The organism is Maricaulis sp. W15 (genome assembly GCF_001924955.1).
GTDB classification, from domain to species: Bacteria; Pseudomonadota; Alphaproteobacteria; order Caulobacterales; family Maricaulaceae; genus Maricaulis; species Maricaulis maris.
The window spans coordinates 90,111-107,128 of record NZ_LQXG01000020.1 but is presented as its reverse complement, the minus strand read 5'-3'; the positions used below and the strand labels follow the sequence as shown (position 1 = coordinate 107,128).

Below are 17,018 nucleotides of genomic sequence, written 5' to 3'. Positions count from 1 at the left end.
GTTATTGCGATGAAACGTCTGGCCACATTCACCCTTGTCATGCTCAGCGCACTCGCTGTCGCGGCTTGCGGCCTGCGCGGCAATCTGGAACGCCCCGACCCGCTGTGGGGCGACCAGCCGCCGGCTGAAGAGGATAGCGGCGAATAGGGATTTGACGCTTCGCGGCTCACCAAATCGTAATGCAGCGAAGCCTCGTTATTCCGGTTCGGCGTGATAGATTTTCCGCCATGCGTCGCACATCCTTGATCCTTGCCTGGTTTTCGCTCGTCTGGGAGCGGTCTGTTCCGGTCATCTGGCCAGCCCTGGCCTGGATCACGGGCTATCTCATCCTGTCGCTGCTCGGCAGCTGGGACATGCTCGGCGATCCGTGGCGCGCCATCTATGCCATTGCCAGTTTCGCGCTCGCTGTCTGGCTGACGCGCCCCGGCCTGCGGCGGTTTGTTTGGCCTGATGCTGACGACATGGCCCGCCGCGTCGAAACTGACTCGGATATTCCCGCCCGCCCCCATGAAGCCCTGACCGACAAGCCGAGCGACGCCGACCCGATCGCCCAGCGGGTCTGGCACGAACACCAGCGCCGCATGGCCGTACGGCTCAAATCGGCCCGGGCACGGCGCCCGCACGCGGCTTGGGCCCGCCATGATGGTTTCGCCGTGCGCGGCATGCTGGCGCTCGGCCTCGTGGTGAGCTGGCTGGTCGCCGGCCCTGCCGCCCGCGACCGGGTTGGCGAGGCTTTCTCGCTGACACCCATCATCGCCGGTGGCGACACGCTTTCGATTGACGCCTGGATTGATCCCCCCGCCTATACCGGCCGCGCCCCGATCTTCCTCGCTGCTGACAGTCGCGAGGCGGTCGTGCCCGCAGGTTCGACCTTCGTCGCCCGCATTGCCGGCTCGCGTCGTCAGCCCCGCCTCACACTCCGCGACGCCGACGGCCGCCAACGCACCGACGGCAATGAGATCGGCGACAGTGTCTGGGAAATCCGGCAACCGGTCGATCTCGATGCCAGCCTGCGCCTTGCCGCGCCGGGCACCCGCGAAACCTGGTCAATCACGGTGACCCCCGACACACCGCCCCGCGTCCGGCTGACCGCTGTGCCGGACTCAACCGCCGCCGGAGAACTCGATCTCGATTTCACGGTGACCGATGATTATGGCGCCACCGGCTATGCGCTGGAGCTGCGCGAGGAAGAGTCACGCGGCGATTGGCAGACGCTCGAGATCGAGACCACGGCCGTCACACCGACCGGCGACAACAACGCGATGTCGACCCTCTTGGAGACCGCCCGCCATCCGCTCGCCGGCAGCCGGGTCGAGGTCCGCATGGTCGCCACCGATGCCGCCGGCAATATCGGTCGCTCGCCGGAACTCGGCATCACCCTGCCGGCCCGCGTTTTCCTCGACGCCCTGGCCCGGGCCGTCGCTGAACAGCGCCGCAATGTCATGGCGTCCGACGCCGCCTACGCGCCACTGGACGAACCGGCGCCGCTGTTCGCCGAAGACATCCCCGCCGGCCCCGCCTATTTCACCGAAAACCCGGCCCGCCGGATCGAGCGCGCGCCGGAAGGTCTGCAGCAAGTCGCGCGCGGATTGGCGGCGATCTCGGATGCACCGGAATATTTCTTTGACGATCCGATCGTCTATCTCGGCCTGCGCGAGGCGCTGCACCGGCTGCGCCGCCAGCGCGACCAGGCGGCGCTGGGTGATCTGGAAGGCGATCTCTGGCTGATCGCCCTGCGGGCCGAACTCGGCTCGCTGGCCGATGCCGAGGCGGCGCTGCGGGCAGCCGAGCGGGCGCTGATGGAAGCCCTGGCCCGCGGTGCCGACGAGACCGAGCTCGCGGCCCTGTTCGAGGCCTACCAGGAAGCCATGCAGAACTACATGGCCGCAATGGCACGCGAAGCAGCCGAAGAAGGCAATTTCGCCGAGGGCGGACAAGGCTCCAACCTCAACTCGGAAGGCTTGCAGGAAATGCTCGACGCGCTGCGCGATGCCGCCGAGCTGGGCAACACCGCTGATGCCCGTCAGGCGCTCGCCGCCCTGTCGGAAATGCTGCGCAACATGCAGATGCAACTCGGCCAGGGTCAGGGCGAAGGCCAGCAGAGCGATCCGATTTCCGAAGCCATCGCCCGCGCCCTGGAAGAATTGGGCGAGGTGATCGGCGAGCAGCGCAATCTGCAGGACCAGACTTTCGGCCTGTCACAGGAAGAAGGCGGCACCGGCCAGCCACAATCGGGCAATTCCTCCGGCCAGCAACAGCAAGGCCAGCAATCCGGCGACGGGCCGCAGACACTGGCGGAAAACCAGAGCGGCGGCGGCCAGAGCGCGCAAGCGCTCGCCGATGCCCAGGGGCAGCTGGCCCAGCGCTTCTCCGAATCCGCCGATGCCCTGCCCGGTCAGGGTGAAGAGGCGCTCGGCGGGGCCGGCGAAGCCATGCGCCAAGCCGAAGAGGCGCTGCGCAATGGCGACACCGAAGGCGCACTCGCGGCGCAGGAAGAAGCGCTGGCCGATCTGCGCTCAGGCGCCGAGCAATTGGCCCGCGATCTCCTGGAGCGGATGCAGGAAAACGGCAGCCAGATGGGCGAAGGCGAGGACAATCGTGACCCGCTCGGACGTCCGGCCGAAGGCGCCTTTGCTGATGGCGCCGGCGTCGAAGTACCCGACGAAATGAGCCGCGCCCGCGCCCGTGATATCCTTGAAGAACTGCGCCGCCGCGCCGCCGAAGCCGGCCGGCCACAGGAAGAGCTCGACTATATCGAGCGCCTGCTCGACCGGTTCTGATACCCGGGTTGTGGTTAATGTGCCACACCGGGATTTTTTCGCAACATAGTGGTTGATTGTGGGCCCCACCTCAGTCAGAACCCGCCTCCCGAATGTGGGGGCTCGTGAGACCCCGCCGGCACGGAGGGTCCTGCCCGTCCCGTGTCCCGGTTGCATGCGGGAATGCTTGGAAAGCTGATCTGGTAAAGCACATGACCTTTAATCATGGATATCGGGGTTCAAATCCCCGTCCAAAGCCTCGACCCGCAAAGTCGATTTACCTGACTGTTGAACCAGGCTGCCAGGAGCGTTCGCGCCCCTGCCTGAGTCATTTGTTGCCGACCCTCGGGCCGGCCTTCAAACGCCCGGCAGACCGGCAGACGGCGCCCGCACTTTGCGGTGCGCGGGATACCGGCGCCGACGAACCGCCCGAGGGCGTGTTGCTTCGGAGACTGAACGCCGCCTAGCGGCTGAAGCCTCCTCGCGACAGGTCCTTTAAAGGCCGGGACCTGTCGCCTGAACGCCCACCCCGTGCGCGTTCCGTCGAACGGTCCTGGCAGTCCTGCCAAGCCTTTGACCAAAAAGAACAAGAAAGGCCTTTGATATGATTATGACCACGGCCGTTCTGGCCGAACACGAACGTGGCCTGGTACGGCGCGATCGCGCAATTGTCGATCTCGTCGGCGCCGGTCGCCATCAGTGGCTCGATCCGCTGGCCCGTATCCACGTCGAAATTTTCGACACGCGCCGGGCGATCCTCGATTTCGAACTCGCAAACCAGGTCCTCCGCGCACGCCCGGACCTGGCCGAGGGGAACTTCGTCTACGTTCAACCGCAAGCCGGCACCCTGGCTCTGGTAACGCTGGATGGAGCACCGCACGCGCTTGTACCGCACGGTGTGACCCGCGCCTTCTGGACGGTCATGCACGACATCCGCGTCGAAATGGTGGATCTTGCCGGGGCCGACCGGATCGACCCGCGTCTGGCTGATCGCTGGTCCTCGTACGCAGGAACGGCCATCGTACAGGCCCGGATTGCGAGCGAACGTGCTGGCCTGCTGTTTGTCGACGGTGCCCTGCGTGAGCGCCTGGACCCGGGTCGTCACGCCTTCTGGGCGGCGGACCGTCTGGTCCGGATCGAAAGCGTCGACATGCGGGAAACCGCGCTCGATGTCACCGCACAGGAAGTGCTGACCCGGGATCGTGTCACGATCCGCCTGAACCTGACGGCCTTCACCCGGGTCACGGATCCGGTGTTGCGCGCCAAGGCTCTGACGGATGCCGATGCGCACATCTACAAGCTGGTCCAGTTCGCCGCCCGCGAAGCGGTGGCTGGCCGGACCCTGGACGGGCTGTTGAAGGACCGCATCGAAGTTGACCGGGAGATCACGGCACATCTGCGTGATCGTCTGGCCGACACTGGTGTGCAGGTCAGTGATCTGCGCATCAAGGATGTCATCCTGCCCGGTGAGATGCGTGACATGCTGAACAAGGTGGTGGAGGCCGAAAAGGCGGCCGAGGCCAACCTGGTCCGTCGTCGCGAGGAAACCGCAGCAACGCGGGCCCTCCTCAACACGGCGCGACTGATGGAGGATCATCCGGCACTGATGCGGCTCAAGGAGCTGGAAGCGCTGGAACGACTGACCGACAAGGTCGGCCGGATCGATATTCATCAGTCTGCTGACGGCGCTGGCCTGCCTGCGCTGATCGACACGCTGATGGGCAAGTCCCGCGCCAAGCAGGACGCGTGAGAAAGGGCGAACCGGTCAACCGGTTCGCCCTTTTTTCAGTTGGGCCCTACGGTGAAGCGCTCAGTGCTGGCCGGTCTCGACCGGTTCGGCTGAGGCGTGCTGGTCCGCCGGAGGGCCATGTTCGGGCGCCGGTGCGTGATCCGTCACGGCGGCTGTGTCCAGTTCCGATGTGTGGACGTCGTCAGCGGCTGCACCATCTGAGGCCCCGGCGTCTTGATGGCCGCTATCAGCATTGCCATGCGCCGGTGTTTCCATCAGGACGACCTCGACCTCGACCGCGTCCGGTGGCGGATCGGAGACCACGGTGCGGAAATCCTGGCGACGGCCCGCACCAAGGCGGCCGGCCGGCATCGAGATTGTCCACTCCAGTACCGCTTCGCCATGTTCATCGCGCAGGATGGCCCGCAGGCCGGGAATGGCGCGGGCGCGGCGGTCAAAATTGTGGATATCGCCTTCAATGACCAGCAGCGGCACGCCATGATCGACCTCACGGGTCACATCCAGCTCACCGACATCATAGCCCCAGGGATTGACCGTCGCGCCGACCGCGGCATAGGCCGAGCTGGCCCGCGGCCAAAGGGTCACGACATCGACGCGGAAGATCCAGGCACACACGAACAGGACGGTACAGGCCGCCAACAAACCACCCCAGGCGCCACCGGCGGCGGCGGCCGACAGGGTGCGGCGTTTCTTTTCCTGGCGTTCGCGGAAGGCTGTGTGGACCTTTTTCTCGCCCCCGGCATCCTCGTCCGGGGCATCCGGTTTCACGGGCGGGGCCGGTTGCAGGCTGGGCAGATCGCTGGGATCTTCCATCTCGGCCGTCCAGACATGACCGCACGAGGCACAGCGCACACGACGACCATTCGTGCCAATCGCATTGGGATTGGCACGGTAACGCGTGGTACATGACGGACAGCTGAGTACTATGCTCATATGAGTCGTCTACACATCTTCTTCGGCTCTCCCGAACGCATGGAGGATTTCCATCAGCCCGAGTTCATCCCAGTCGCCGCACATGGACCCGGAGCCGGTGATCCGCTTCGACAATGTCGGCATGCGGTATGGCCGGGGACCGGAGATTCTGCGCGATTTGTCTTTTGATTTACCACGCGGTTCTTTCCAATTCCTCACCGGACCGTCCGGAGCCGGCAAAACCTCGCTCTTGCGGCTGATATACCTCGCCGCCAAGCCCTCGCGCGGGCTGATCAGCTATTTCGGCCGTGATGCCGCGACTTTGCCGCGCAATGAGCTTCCGGACCTGCGACGGCGGGTCGGGGTGGTGTTCCAGGAATTTCGCCTGCTCGGCCACATGAATGTGTTCGACAATGTCGCTTTGCCGCTACGGGTCGCGGGTCGCAAACGTCAGGACTACGCCGAAGACGTGGCCGAATTGCTCACCTGGGTCGGCCTGGGTGACAAGATGAATGCCCTGCCGGCCACCCTGTCCGGCGGCGAACAGCAACGCGTCGCCATTGCCCGCGCCGTGGTTGGCCAGCCCGAAGTCCTGATCGCCGACGAACCGACCGGCAATGTCGATCCGGAAATGGGCATGCGCCTGCTGCGACTGTTTGCAGAGCTCAACAAACTGGGCACCACCATCATCATCGCCACCCACGACCTGCAGCTGGTGCGCATGCTCGATGCACCGGTGATGACGCTGTCGAACGGCCATCTGCACATCCGCCCGCCGCGCAGCGAACGCTTGCGCATGCAGGAGGCCGCCGAGGCGGAAGCCGAAGCTGATCGCATCGCCGCGGCGCCGGCCGCTGCAGCCCCGCGCAGCAGCGTCGAGCCACACGAGACAGACATCGCGGACGACGGGGACGATGATGAGTAGCGCCATCCCCAAACCACCAGCCGGCGGCAATGGTCGCCTGTTGCCCCCGGATGCCGGTCGCGACCGGCCGCTCTTCGTGGTCGCCGCTATCCTCGTCTTCCTGGCCTGTATCGCCGCCCTGGGGGCGCGTGGTGCCTGGCTCCAGGCGCAGCGCTGGACAACGGATCTCGAGACCTCACTGACCATCCAGATCCGTCCCGTCGAAGGCCGCGACGCCGAAGCCGATGCCGGACGGGCTGCCGAACTGGCCGCGGCCTTGCCCGGCGTCGAGCGCGCGACATCGCGCGGCCGCGATCACGCGCTGGCCCTGCTCACCCCCTGGCTTGGCGAAGGCAATCTGCCCGACGACCTGCCCCTGCCCTTACTGGTCGATGTGCGAACCCGCTCCGACGCGCAAATCGACACCGCCGCCCTGCAGGCACAGCTCGATGCGGAAGGCATGATGGCGCGGATTGACGATCATGGCCGCTGGTCCGATGCCGTCCGCCGCGCCGCAGGATCAGCCCAGGCGCTCGGGCTGGGATTGCTGGCACTGCTGGCCGGTGCCGCCGCGGCAGTGATCGCCTTCGCGGCCCGTGCCAGTCTCGCCGCGCGTCTCGACGTCATCGACGCCCTGCATCTGTGCGGCGCCGAGGACCGGTTTATTGCCGGCCTTTTCCAACGCCGCTTTTTCATGCTGGGACTCAAGGCCGGGGTCGCGGGCGCGGTCTTCGCCGGCCTCGTCTCCCTGCTCGTCAGCCTCGGGGATGCCCCGGCCGACATGGCGTTTTTCCTGCCGCAATGGGCGTCTGATCCGTTCGAATTTGTCCTGCTTGCCGCCGCTCCAGTCCTGGCCGGGCTAACCGCCGCGGTTTCGGCGCGATTGGCGGTGGCGTCCGATTTGCGGGGGCGCTGGTGAACGACCATAAATCTGCCCGTTTCAGACATGAGGCTCGACCTTGGTGAGGGTTCACACATCCGGCCTGGCGCCGGACCGGAATTCCGGGAGGACAGTATGAAGCGGAGCTGGTTCTGGCTGCGCGGCCTGTGCTTTGTGATCGTGCTGGTCAGCGCGATCGGCTTTGCCGACTATGCCGGCAAGGTGGCCGGCTATGAGGCTCCGGACGATAATGTTTCGGTCGATGCCATCATCGTCCTGACGGGAGACGCCGGCCGCTTGGCGGCTGGCGGTCAGTTATTGCAGGACGGGCGCGCCGGACAGTTGATGATCTCCGGCGTCAATCCATCTGCGACCACCGCCGATATCCGCCGCCATACCGGCCTTGATGACACGGCATTCGCGTGCTGCGTGACGCTGGGCCGCGAGGCGACCGACACGGTCGGCAATGCCCGCGAAGCGGCCGCCTATGTGCGGGCCAACGGTTATGATCGCTTGATCATCGTGACGTCAGACTATCATCTGCCGCGCAGCCTTCTGGAGTTCCGCAGCAATATGCCCGGCGTCGACCTCATCCCCTACCCGGTCCGCACGCCAGCACCGTGGCAAGACGTTCGCGGGCTGCGCCTCTGGCTCCAGGAATATGCCAAATACACGACGGTGCAGCTGCGCCATTCGCTGACCCCGACTGTGGAAGACGCCTGATGCGCTTGTTGAGATCTCTGGCCTTTTACATCTGGATGTATGGTCTGATGACAGTGTTCGGCCTGATCGGAACCCCGCTCCTGCTCGGACCGCGTCACTGGGCGCGAAAAATCCTTCGGGTCTATCTCAAAGTGGTCTGGTTCGGGATGCGCTGGATCCTGGGCGTCCGGTTCGAGGTGCGCGGCCGGCAACACCTGACCGATGGCGGCGCCCTGGTCGCCTCCAAGCATATGAGCATGTGGGAGACGCTGGCCTTCTGGGAAATCCTGCCCGACCCGGCGATCATCCTGAAGAAATCACTGGTCTACATGCCCTTTTTCGGCTGGTTCGCGGTCAAGCTCGGCAATATCTCGATCGACCGGGATGGCGGTGGCAAGGCCCTTAAAGGCATGCTTCGTGACGCCGCAAAGCGCGGCTCGGAGAATCGCCAGGTCCTGATCTTTCCCGAAGGCACCCGCGTGCGCCCGGGCGAGGCGCCCGAGTTCAAGCCGGGCATTGCCGGCCTCTACAAGTCGATGAACAAGCCCTGCATCCCGGTCGCGCTCAATTCCGGCGTTCATCTGGAAACCTATTGCGGCCTGCGCAAGCCCGGTCTCATCGTGGTCGAGTTCCTGGAACCGATCGCGCCGGGACTGGACAAGGCCAACTTCATGCGCGAGCTGCATGCCCGCATCAACCAGGCCACCGACGCGCTCCTCGCTGCGGACCCGGAACTGGCAACAAAAGAGATTTGATCATGACCGGACGCCTGCGTTTCATCCTGCCGTTCGGCGCGATCATCTTCGTTTTCCTGCTGTATTCGGCCTATTGGGTCTATGCCAGCACCCAGATCCGCGCCGCCGTCGAGCGCTGGGTCACCGAGCAGGAAGCCGCCGGCTATGAGATCGAACGCGAAGCGTTGACGGTTTCCGGCTATCCCTACCGCTTCCAGGTGACTTTCCGTGCACCGCGCATCACCGCGCCGGCGAGTGATGGTGGCTGGCATGCCGAGCTGGCGAGCCTGCAGGCCCATGCCGTCCCCCATGACCTGTCGCACTGGATCGTCCGTTTCGGCGGTCCGGCCTATCTCAACAATCTCAACGGTCCGGGCAGCGAGCTCGAACTGGGTGCCAGTGATGCCCGGATCAGCCTGGTCTATAACGAGGCTGGCGAGACCGAGCGGGTCGGCGCCGAGTTGATCGACTTCACGATCCTGACCCGCGCCGGCGATGCCCCGGACGTGCAGGCGATCGGCGCGCTCTATCTCAATGGCATTGTCGAGGCCGACAACACGCTGCATGTCCGGGCGATGGCGGAGAATGTGGTGGCCGCGCCCGGCGTGCTCAGCCGCGATGTCGAGCGCGCCTTCGGTGAAACACTCGGCATGGCGCGGATGGAATTTTCGGTCACCGAATGGGCGTCACTCGCCCGCAATGCCGACGCGGTGGCCTGGAGCCAGGCCGGTGGCCAACTCGACATCACCGATGCGGCGCTGCAATGGGGTCCGGCAGATTTGACGGCAGTCGGCGAGTTCACCCTCGACCGCATGGCCCGGCCCGACGGCCGATTGTCCCTGCGCGTGACCGATCCCGACACACTCGCCGAAGCGCTGGTGGAGGCGCGGCTGATTCCGGAACAGAACCGCGAAGCACTGCGAGTGGCCGCCATGATGGCACCGCGCGGCCCGGAGGGGGTCTCCCTGCCCTTCCGGATCCGCGATGGCGGCGTCTATCTCGGACCGGCCCGCTTGGGCGGCCTTGGCAATTAGGCTTTCATGAAGTCCGTCAGGGCCTCGACCAGACGGCGGTTCTCGGCCTCGGTCCCGACCGTCGCACGCAGGGCGTTGGGCAGGCCGTAAGGCTCCACACCGCGGATGATCAGGCCTTTGGAGGTCAGATAAGCATCTGCTTCCGCCGCAGTCCGACCCGGCGTTTCCGGGAAATGGATCAGCACGAAATTGCACACACTCGGTGTCACTTCGAGGCCGAGGCCACCGATCTGCTGGCGCAAATAGGCCACCCACTCGTCATTATGATCCGCCGATCGGGTCTGGAACTCGTGGTCGCCGATCGCCGCCGTGCCGGCCTCGATCGCCGCCATATTGACATTGAACGGGCCGCGAACCCGGTGCAGCACGTCGATGATCGCCTTGTTGCCATAGGCCCAGCCCAGACGCAGCGCGGCCAGTCCGTGGATCTTCGAAAAGGTACGGGTGACGATGACATCATCACGCTCACGCGCCAGTTCAATACCGGCCTCATAATCAGGAAGACGCACGAACTCGGCATAGGCGGCGTCCAGCACCAACAGCGTCGACGACGGCAGACCGTCACGCAGGCGCCGGACTTCCGCGTCAGGAATGTAAGTGCCCGTCGGATTGTTGGGATTGGCCAGGAAGACGATCTTGGTGTCGTCACCAGCCGCTTCCAGAATGGCATCGACATCGCTGCGATAATCCCGCTCGGGTGCCGAGACCAGCTGCGCCCCGCACTGCATCGCCACCAGCCGGTAAACGAGGAAACCGTATTGCGACTGGACGACCTTGTCGCCTGGATTGAGATAGGCCCTACCGAGCAGCTGCAGGAGTTCATCAGACCCGGTGCCGCAGACAATATTTTCTGCTTCCAACCCTTCGGCGTCCGCGATGGCCTGACGCAGCTTGGTGGCGCCGCCATCGGGATAGAGATGGAGTTTCGACGCCATCGCCGTCATCGCCTCGGCCGCCTTGGCCGAACATCCGAGCGCGTTCTCGTTCGAGGACAGTTTGACCGGATTGGCGATGCCGGGCGCTTCCGAAGACCCCGGCTTGTAGGGGCGGATGTCCAGAATGCCGGCGCGTGGTTCAATAGACATGATGACTCCTCAGTCCCGGTGCGCCGGAGTGGGCACTCGCCGGGGAGATAACGCGGGCTGGCTCTGCCCTTCAAGTACCCGCCTGCTGACACGCGCAGTACGCAGGCCGGGCAGGACGCCAGCATTGTGCTTGACGGCCTCGACCATGATCAGGCCGCCCAGCGCCGGCCAGGCATATTCGCCGACCTCTTCCCACAGATTGGCGATGCGGCGATGCGAGCTCCAACCCCAGGGCGGGGCGTACAGGGCGCGCGACCAAGCAGTCGGTACGAGCAGGGCATCGTCGAGCAATCGGGTCAGCTGGCTGCGCGAAAACGGGCGGCCATGCCCGAACGGGGTGGAGTCGAGCCAGGCCCAGATGCCGGCGCGCGACGGCGAGACGATCATCAACCGCCCTTCCGGCGCCATCACCCGCCAGACCTCGCGCAGCAAAGCGGGCAGCGAGTCCGTCTCCTCCAGCGCATGAACCAGCAGCACCCGGTCGAACAGGGCTTCCTGGAAGGGCAGGTGTGTTTCATCGCCGAGCGCTGTTGGCACGCCGTCTGGCCCCGGCACAATGGCGCCTTGGGCCGCCGGCATCAGCGATACGCAGCGCCGCGCCTGTCCCTGCCAGATATCGAGATAGGGGTTGGCAAAGCCGATGCCGAGCACATCCATGTCCCGGACATCCGGCCAGATCGGCTCCAGCCGGCGCGCGATCATGCGATGCGCTGTCCGGCCCTGGCGGCTGCGATAGAAACGATCAAGTTCAAGGACGTCACGGCGCACTGGCCACACTCCTGCGCGATGCCTAAGTTCTCTGGCTCACAGACCGGCCGACCACGGCCCAGCGGTACCAGCCTAACGCAAGCGGACATTTGGACAATGAGCGAACTCCTCATCCGGCAGTTTCCCTGTCTTTCCGACAACTACGGCTTCCTGATCCATGACCCGGACAGCGGTGAAACCGCCACGATCGACACGCCGGACGCTGATGTCATCCTGGCCCAGGCTGAGGCGGCGGGCTGGACGATCACGCAGATCTGGAACACGCATCACCATTTCGACCATGCTGGCGGCAATGAGACCATACAGGCCCTGACCGGGGCCAAAATCGTCGGGCCGCGCTATGACACCCATCGCATCCCGGGAATTTCCGTTGAGGTTGAGAATGGCGATGTCATCAGCCTGGGTCGCCACAAGGCGAAGGTGATCTACACGCCAGGCCACACAATGGGGCATGTCTGTTATCATCTGCCAATGGACGGGATCGCCTTTGTCGGCGACACCCTGTTTGCACTCGGTTGTGGCCGACTGTTCGAAGGCACACCGGCCGACATGTGGTATTCCCTGTCCCGCCTCGCCGCCCTGCCTGACGAGACGCGCGTTTACTGCGCCCATGAATACACTGAAGCCAATGCCCGCTTTGCGCTGAGCATTGACCCTGACAATCGCGACCTGCAGGTCTACGCCGCCATGGTTGAGGGCGAGCGAGCGCGCGGCGAACCGACCGTCCCGACAACGATCGGCGCCGAGAAAGCGGCCAATCCCTTTTTACGCCCCGATGATCCGGCGATCCGCGCCCGCCTGGACATGGCTACAGCGGACGATGTCGATGTCTTCGCCGAAATCCGCCGCCGAAAGGATATGTTTTGAGCCTGCCTGAAGACGCCCGCCGAATCATCGAGACGCTCGGCCTGCAACCGCATCCCGAGGGCGGCTGGTATGCCGAGACCCTGCGCGACGCAGACCCGGACGGGGGCCGCGATCGCTCGACGGCGATCTATTATCTGCTGGCCGCCGGTGAACGCTCGCACTGGCATCGCGTCGACGCTGTGGAGATCTGGCACTGGCATGCCGGGGCCGCCCTGGAACTGGGCCTCAGCGCCGACGGGATCAAGGTCGAGACATTGCGCCTGGGCGCGAGGCTGGACGATGGCGAACGGCCGCAAGGTGTCGTTCAGGAAGGTGTGTGGCAAAGCGCGCGTTCGACCGGCGACTGGACGCTGGTCGGCTGCACGGTTGCGCCGGGCTTTCATTTTGAGGGGTTTGAGCTGGCCCCGCCAGGCTGGTCACCGGGTGCGGCGTGATCAGGTCGCGCTTGGATCGCTGAGCAGGACCTGGCCAATGAATGCAGAGGACGGCCTTCCGGCATAGCCGAGGCCAGGCGCGATCACGACGACGAGCGTCGCTTCCTGGCGATAGGCGGCGGGCGCATCACCCAGCGCGACACGGACATGTTCGACGCCGCGCAAGCGCCGACGCTCGCCACGCACGCTGTCAAAGGCCAGGCCGATAATATGCAGCGTATCGTATTGCACACCCAGACCGGCTCGCGGGGCCGGCGCATACTCAACCGAGATCGACCGGTCGAGTGAGGTCGCCATCTGGCTCGCCAGCTGCTCGGCCCTGGCGCGGACCTCTTCCGGAGACCGCGGCGCCGGTGCCAGCGAACCGGCCGGACTTGCGAAATCCGCGATCACACCATCCGGTGCGGCACTGGGAAAATACGTCGCACCACCCAGGCCGGTGAGCCGGATGACCTCGCGGCCGGTATCGGTGATGAAGGCCGTACCGCCACCCGGTGCCCGGTCCGGATAGAGGACCAAAACCTCACTGTCCGGCGCATCGCGTTCGCGCAGCAGGGCAGCATCGCCGGATCGGTCGAACAGGAAGAATTCGCCGGTGTCGGCGCGCTGGAACCAGCCCGATACTTGCTGCGTCCGCTCATTGCGCAACAGCCGGTCGCGCAGGGGGTTTTGCATCCCTGTTGCAGCGCCCGCAGCGAGTGCGGCGACAAGTATGGCCAAAATCCAACGCGTCATCCCGACACGCATCATGACCGCCAAGACGGCAAATTTGGGGCAGAGCTGAATTTCATGTCAGGCGAGATACTGGCCACCATTGATCGTCAGCGTCGAACCGGTCACGAAACCCGCCTCCTCGCTGGCCAGATAGACACACAGCGCCCCGATCTCGCCCGCCTCACCAAGCCGCCCGACCGGAATGCCGGCGATGATGCTTTCCAGTACTTTTTCCGGCACCGCAGCGACCATCTCGGTATTGATATAGCCCGGTGTGATGCAGTTGACGGTGATGCCCTTGCGAGCGGTTTCCTGGGCCAGGGCCTTGGTGAAACCGATCACGCCGGCCTTGGCCGCCGAATAATTGACCTGTCCCATCTGCCCCTTCTGGCCATTGATCGAGGAGATGTTGATCACCCGCCCCCAACCGCGCTCGCGCAGTCCGTCGATCAGCGGGCGCGTGACATTGAACATGGAGCTGAGATCGACATTGATCACCTCATCCCACTGCGCCTTGCTCATTTTATGGAACATGGTGTCACGGGTGATGCCCGCATTGTTGACCAGAATGTCGACCGGGGCGCCGGCGAGGGCTTCCGCTTCCGCCAAGCCGGCGACGGAACTGTCAAAATCACCGACGTCGAACTTCACGACCTTGATGCCGGTTTCATCGGCGAAGGCCCGTGCCTTTTCCTCATTGCCGGCATAATTGGCGACCACTGTATGGCCAGCCGATTTTAGGGCTGTACTGATGGCGGCACCGATGCCGCGCGTTCCGCCTGTGACCAACGCCGTACGTGTCATGATCATTCCCCCCGGACCTGTCCGTTACGCATCGGCTTTGCCGCCGATTGCGTTCGCGCTTGCAGCACACCGCCTTGAGCGCGTAAACCCTTACATGAAACTACAACGCGCCCAAGTCGAACGAAAAACAATCCCGACACTTTTTCATGGCGCGAACAGGGGAGTATCTGGTGACCAAATCGAACGGCAAGGGCGCCGGCATCGTGATCAAGAAATACGCGAACCGCCGCCTCTACGACACCTCGACCAGCCAGTATGTGACGCTGGACTACCTTCGCGACCTCGTGAAGAAAGGTACCGATTTCCAGGTCGTTGACGCCAAGAGTGGTGACGATCTGACCCGCGGCGTGCTGGCCCAGATCATCTTTGAAGAGGAATCCCGCGGCGCCAATCTCCTGCCGGTGGATTTTCTGCGTCAGCTGATCGGCTTCTATGGCGACAGCCTGCAGAGCGTTGTGCCCGGCTATCTCCAGATGTCGATGAATTCCTTTTCGCAACAGCAGGAAGAATTTCGCGACAAGATGAGCGAAGCCATGAGCTCGCCGCAGGCCACCATGGCGATGCTTGAGGAGCAGACACGCCGCAACATGGAATTGTTCGGCCAGACCATGCGCATGTTCACGCCTTTCCAGGCCGGTGCGGCATCGGGCGCGACGACGTCCGCCGATAGCAAGGAAACCGACTCGCCGGACAGCAAGCCGGAGGATCTTTCGGCGCTGCGCGAGGAACTCGACAGCTTGCGGGCCAAGATGGACCAGCTGCTCGACAAGAAGTGATTGACGCGCGCCGGTCGGCCGCGACTGGCACAACCCGTTCACAGGGTTAACAAAATCGTACCGAAATGAGCCAGCCGGTCCGCCTCGCGGGCCGGTTTTGCTTTGGCATCTGCCCCAAATGCCGCATTTGCAGCCAGAATCGTGGTTAACTTCTCATTAAGAGTTGGCATCCGGCTTGCGATGGAGAGGGCATGACCACGATCCGCAGCGCATATTCTGTCCCGACCCCGACCAGCCGGCGTATTGAGCCGGCCAGTCGTGTGCGCGGTTCGCAGGATCGTCCGCCGCGGCAGGACCGGGCCCTTGTCACCGTCCCGACCCCGCAATCGAACGAGCGCGACAGCGCCCGCTCTTTTGTCAGGGCCCGTCCTGCCACGGCGGAAGTCATGGTCCAGATCATCGGCGACGCGCCGCGCCGCGGCATCAAGGCCGAAGCCAGCGAGATTGAACGCTTCCGCCGCACCTATGCCCAGGCCAGCGCAAAGAAAGCGCCGCCCCCGATGTGGGAGCGGCGCGCATGACAATCGCTGTTGCCAAGGCCCGGCGCTATGGCTTCTGGCTCGATGTGAGCCTGGGCGCCAGCCTTCTCTTTGTGCTTCTCTAGCCGCCGTCGCCAACCGCGAGGTCGCGGCGGGCTGCCACGATGGTGACGACGAAACCGGCAACGGTATCCATCAGCGTCATCAGCATGAGCAGGAAGAAGGTCGAGGTCGAAAAATGACCGACCAGCAGGAAGAGCGCCATCGCGATCACGAAGATCATCATGGACAGGCCATGATTGATGATCGTGGCGGTGCCTGATCCGGCAGCTTTGATCAGCTCCATGAAGAGCATGATCATGCCCAGGATGACCAGAAGATCACCCTTCGACAAAGGCAGGCTGCCCGACACCATCGGCACCGAGAAAACCTGTGTGCTCATGTCGGCACCCGTTGTGTAGGCGACGATGGCATAGATGATCACCGGAATGATCAGAAGTGGAAATACGTTGAACATGGAACCTCCCCCATTGCCACGGCCGCCGCCCCGTCGGGCCTGGTTGGCTGCCGTCATACCTAACAATACGCCGTTATCCCCGCCTCCGGCCATGCATCACTCTCCCCGGTTGTGAAGCGGGCAAAAGACTCGCTTCTTTCAAACCATAATCAGAATTCATCACTGCCGCGCGAATTGCGGGCGCGTGAATTTAACCACATCACACCCATCATGTCTGTCAGTGAGGCGAAAAGACGACCAAAATTCGTATATTTCGACGTTCCGATCATGCGGTGGCGATGGGTGACCGGTCGAAACTCGCAGACATAGCCCTCACGGATCATCAGGGCCGGCAAAAACCGGTGCTGATGATCGAAGAAAGGCAGGGCGAGATAGGCCGAGCGCCGGAAGGCCTTGAGGCCACATCCTGTATCATTGCAATTGTCGTTCAGCATGGCCTTGCGCAGGCCGTTGCCGAAACGCGAGGCGAATTTCTTCCAGGCCGAGTCCTGACGGTTGGCCGAGCGGTCCCCTCCGACCAGGGCCAGGTTGTCCGGCGCGTCATCCCGGGTCAGGGCATCAATCACCGTCGGCAGGTCCCGGGGCGGGTTCTGGCCATCGCCGTCGAGCGTGCAGATGATGGCGCCACGCGCCTGCATCACACCGGTGCGAACCGAGCGGGACTGACCGGCATTGTGACGATGCGCGATCACGCGCAACATCGGCAATTCGGCCTTGGCGTCGATCAGCTCCTGGCGGGTCGCATCCTTCGAACAATCATCGACAAACAGGATTTCGAAGGACCGCCCATCCAGCGCGGCCGCGATTTCGCGGGCCAGCGGCACGACATTGCCGGCCTCGTTATAGGCCGGGACAACAACGGAGATTTCGGGAACGGTCTGGTCGGAAGGGCTCATAGG

General features: G+C 64.2%; 19 protein-coding genes and 1 tRNA gene. 13 read left to right on the top strand and 7 right to left on the bottom strand.

What is annotated here, in order from left to right:
- Positions 1-9: 9 nt before the first annotated feature.
- From AWH62_RS17035 to AWH62_RS14680, 4 genes are all read left to right on the top strand, one after another.
- Positions 10-147 carry a lipoprotein gene (locus AWH62_RS17035; RefSeq protein WP_158025643.1) on the top strand — a complete coding sequence of 46 codons (138 nt, stop codon included), beginning with the start codon at positions 10-12 and terminating at the stop codon, positions 145-147.
- Between the two features lie 80 nt (positions 148-227).
- Complete coding sequence (locus AWH62_RS14685; protein WP_075191261.1) at positions 228-2,780, top strand: DUF4175 domain-containing protein; 2,553 nt, start codon at positions 228-230, stop codon at positions 2,778-2,780.
- 164 nt (positions 2,781-2,944) lie between these two features.
- A tRNA-Lys gene (locus AWH62_RS17030) sits at positions 2,945-3,018 on the top strand.
- Positions 3,019-3,369: 351 nt separating this feature from the next.
- A complete protein-coding gene (locus tag AWH62_RS14680; protein WP_158025642.1) occupies positions 3,370-4,509 on the top strand; it encodes a slipin family protein in 1,140 nt (379 codons plus the stop codon).
- A gap of 60 nt (positions 4,510-4,569) precedes the next feature.
- On the opposite strand, the gene AWH62_RS14675 is transcribed toward AWH62_RS14680, so the two are convergent.
- A complete protein-coding gene (locus AWH62_RS14675) occupies positions 4,570-5,442 on the bottom strand; it encodes an MJ0042-type zinc finger domain-containing protein (protein WP_075191259.1) in 873 nt (290 codons plus the stop codon).
- A gap of 82 nt (positions 5,443-5,524) precedes the next feature.
- On the opposite strand from AWH62_RS14675, the gene ftsE reads away from it, so the two are divergent.
- From ftsE to AWH62_RS14650, 5 genes are all read left to right on the top strand, one after another.
- Complete coding sequence (ftsE, locus tag AWH62_RS14670) at positions 5,525-6,346, top strand: cell division ATP-binding protein FtsE (RefSeq protein WP_075191258.1); 822 nt, start codon at positions 5,525-5,527, stop codon at positions 6,344-6,346.
- The gene (locus tag AWH62_RS14665) at positions 6,339-7,244 is read left to right on the top strand and encodes an ABC transporter permease (protein WP_075191335.1); all 906 of its coding nucleotides are present in this window, start codon (positions 6,339-6,341) and stop codon (positions 7,242-7,244) included. The genes ftsE and AWH62_RS14665 overlap by 8 nt, the downstream gene beginning before the upstream one ends.
- 96 nt (positions 7,245-7,340) lie before the next feature.
- Entirely contained in the window at positions 7,341-7,928 is a 588-nt protein-coding gene (locus AWH62_RS14660; RefSeq protein ID WP_075191257.1) for a YdcF family protein, read from the top strand.
- Positions 7,928-8,662: a 1-acyl-sn-glycerol-3-phosphate acyltransferase gene (locus tag AWH62_RS14655; RefSeq protein WP_075191256.1), complete on the top strand. Its 735-nt coding sequence runs from the start codon at positions 7,928-7,930 to the stop codon at positions 8,660-8,662. The genes AWH62_RS14660 and AWH62_RS14655 overlap by 1 nt, the downstream gene beginning before the upstream one ends.
- Before the next feature lie 2 nt (positions 8,663-8,664).
- Positions 8,665-9,675, top strand: coding sequence for a DUF2125 domain-containing protein (locus AWH62_RS14650; protein WP_075191255.1), 1,011 nt, complete (start codon positions 8,665-8,667; stop codon positions 9,673-9,675).
- Here AWH62_RS14650 and hisC read toward each other — a convergent pair.
- Positions 9,672-10,760 carry a histidinol-phosphate transaminase gene (hisC, locus tag AWH62_RS14645; protein WP_075191254.1) on the bottom strand — a complete coding sequence of 363 codons (1,089 nt, stop codon included), beginning with the start codon at positions 10,758-10,760 and terminating at the stop codon, positions 9,672-9,674. The genes AWH62_RS14650 and hisC overlap by 4 nt on opposite strands.
- Positions 10,761-10,769: 9 nt before the next feature.
- A complete protein-coding gene (locus AWH62_RS14640; RefSeq protein ID WP_233128345.1) occupies positions 10,770-11,528 on the bottom strand; it encodes a class I SAM-dependent methyltransferase in 759 nt (252 codons plus the stop codon).
- Positions 11,529-11,624: 96 nt separating this feature from the next.
- On the opposite strand from AWH62_RS14640, the gene gloB reads away from it, so the two are divergent.
- A complete protein-coding gene (gene gloB / locus AWH62_RS14635; RefSeq protein ID WP_075191252.1) occupies positions 11,625-12,395 on the top strand; it encodes a hydroxyacylglutathione hydrolase in 771 nt (256 codons plus the stop codon).
- Positions 12,392-12,829: a cupin domain-containing protein gene (locus AWH62_RS14630; protein WP_075191251.1), complete on the top strand. Its 438-nt coding sequence runs from the start codon at positions 12,392-12,394 to the stop codon at positions 12,827-12,829. The genes gloB and AWH62_RS14630 overlap by 4 nt, the downstream gene beginning before the upstream one ends.
- Here the strand turns inward: AWH62_RS14630 and AWH62_RS14625 are convergent, their stop codons facing one another.
- Complete coding sequence (locus AWH62_RS14625) at positions 12,830-13,564, bottom strand: DUF4908 domain-containing protein (protein WP_158025641.1); 735 nt, start codon at positions 13,562-13,564, stop codon at positions 12,830-12,832.
- 57 nt (positions 13,565-13,621) lie between these two features.
- Complete coding sequence (phbB, locus tag AWH62_RS14620) at positions 13,622-14,347, bottom strand: acetoacetyl-CoA reductase (protein ID WP_075191334.1); 726 nt, start codon at positions 14,345-14,347, stop codon at positions 13,622-13,624.
- A gap of 170 nt (positions 14,348-14,517) precedes the next feature.
- Here phbB and phaR point away from each other — a divergent pair, with 170 nt between their 5' ends.
- Positions 14,518-15,123: a polyhydroxyalkanoate synthesis repressor PhaR gene (gene phaR / locus AWH62_RS14615; protein WP_083635241.1), complete on the top strand. Its 606-nt coding sequence runs from the start codon at positions 14,518-14,520 to the stop codon at positions 15,121-15,123.
- Positions 15,124-15,314: 191 nt separating this feature from the next.
- A complete protein-coding gene (locus tag AWH62_RS14610; RefSeq protein WP_075191248.1) occupies positions 15,315-15,644 on the top strand; it encodes a hypothetical protein in 330 nt (109 codons plus the stop codon).
- A gap of 79 nt (positions 15,645-15,723) precedes the next feature.
- Here AWH62_RS14610 and AWH62_RS14605 read toward each other — a convergent pair whose 3' ends face one another.
- Positions 15,724-16,119: a hypothetical protein gene (locus AWH62_RS14605; protein ID WP_233128344.1), complete on the bottom strand. Its 396-nt coding sequence runs from the start codon at positions 16,117-16,119 to the stop codon at positions 15,724-15,726.
- Between the two features lie 149 nt (positions 16,120-16,268).
- Complete coding sequence (locus AWH62_RS14600) at positions 16,269-17,015, bottom strand: glycosyltransferase family 2 protein (RefSeq protein ID WP_075191246.1); 747 nt, start codon at positions 17,013-17,015, stop codon at positions 16,269-16,271.
- Positions 17,016-17,018 lie beyond the last annotated feature (3 nt).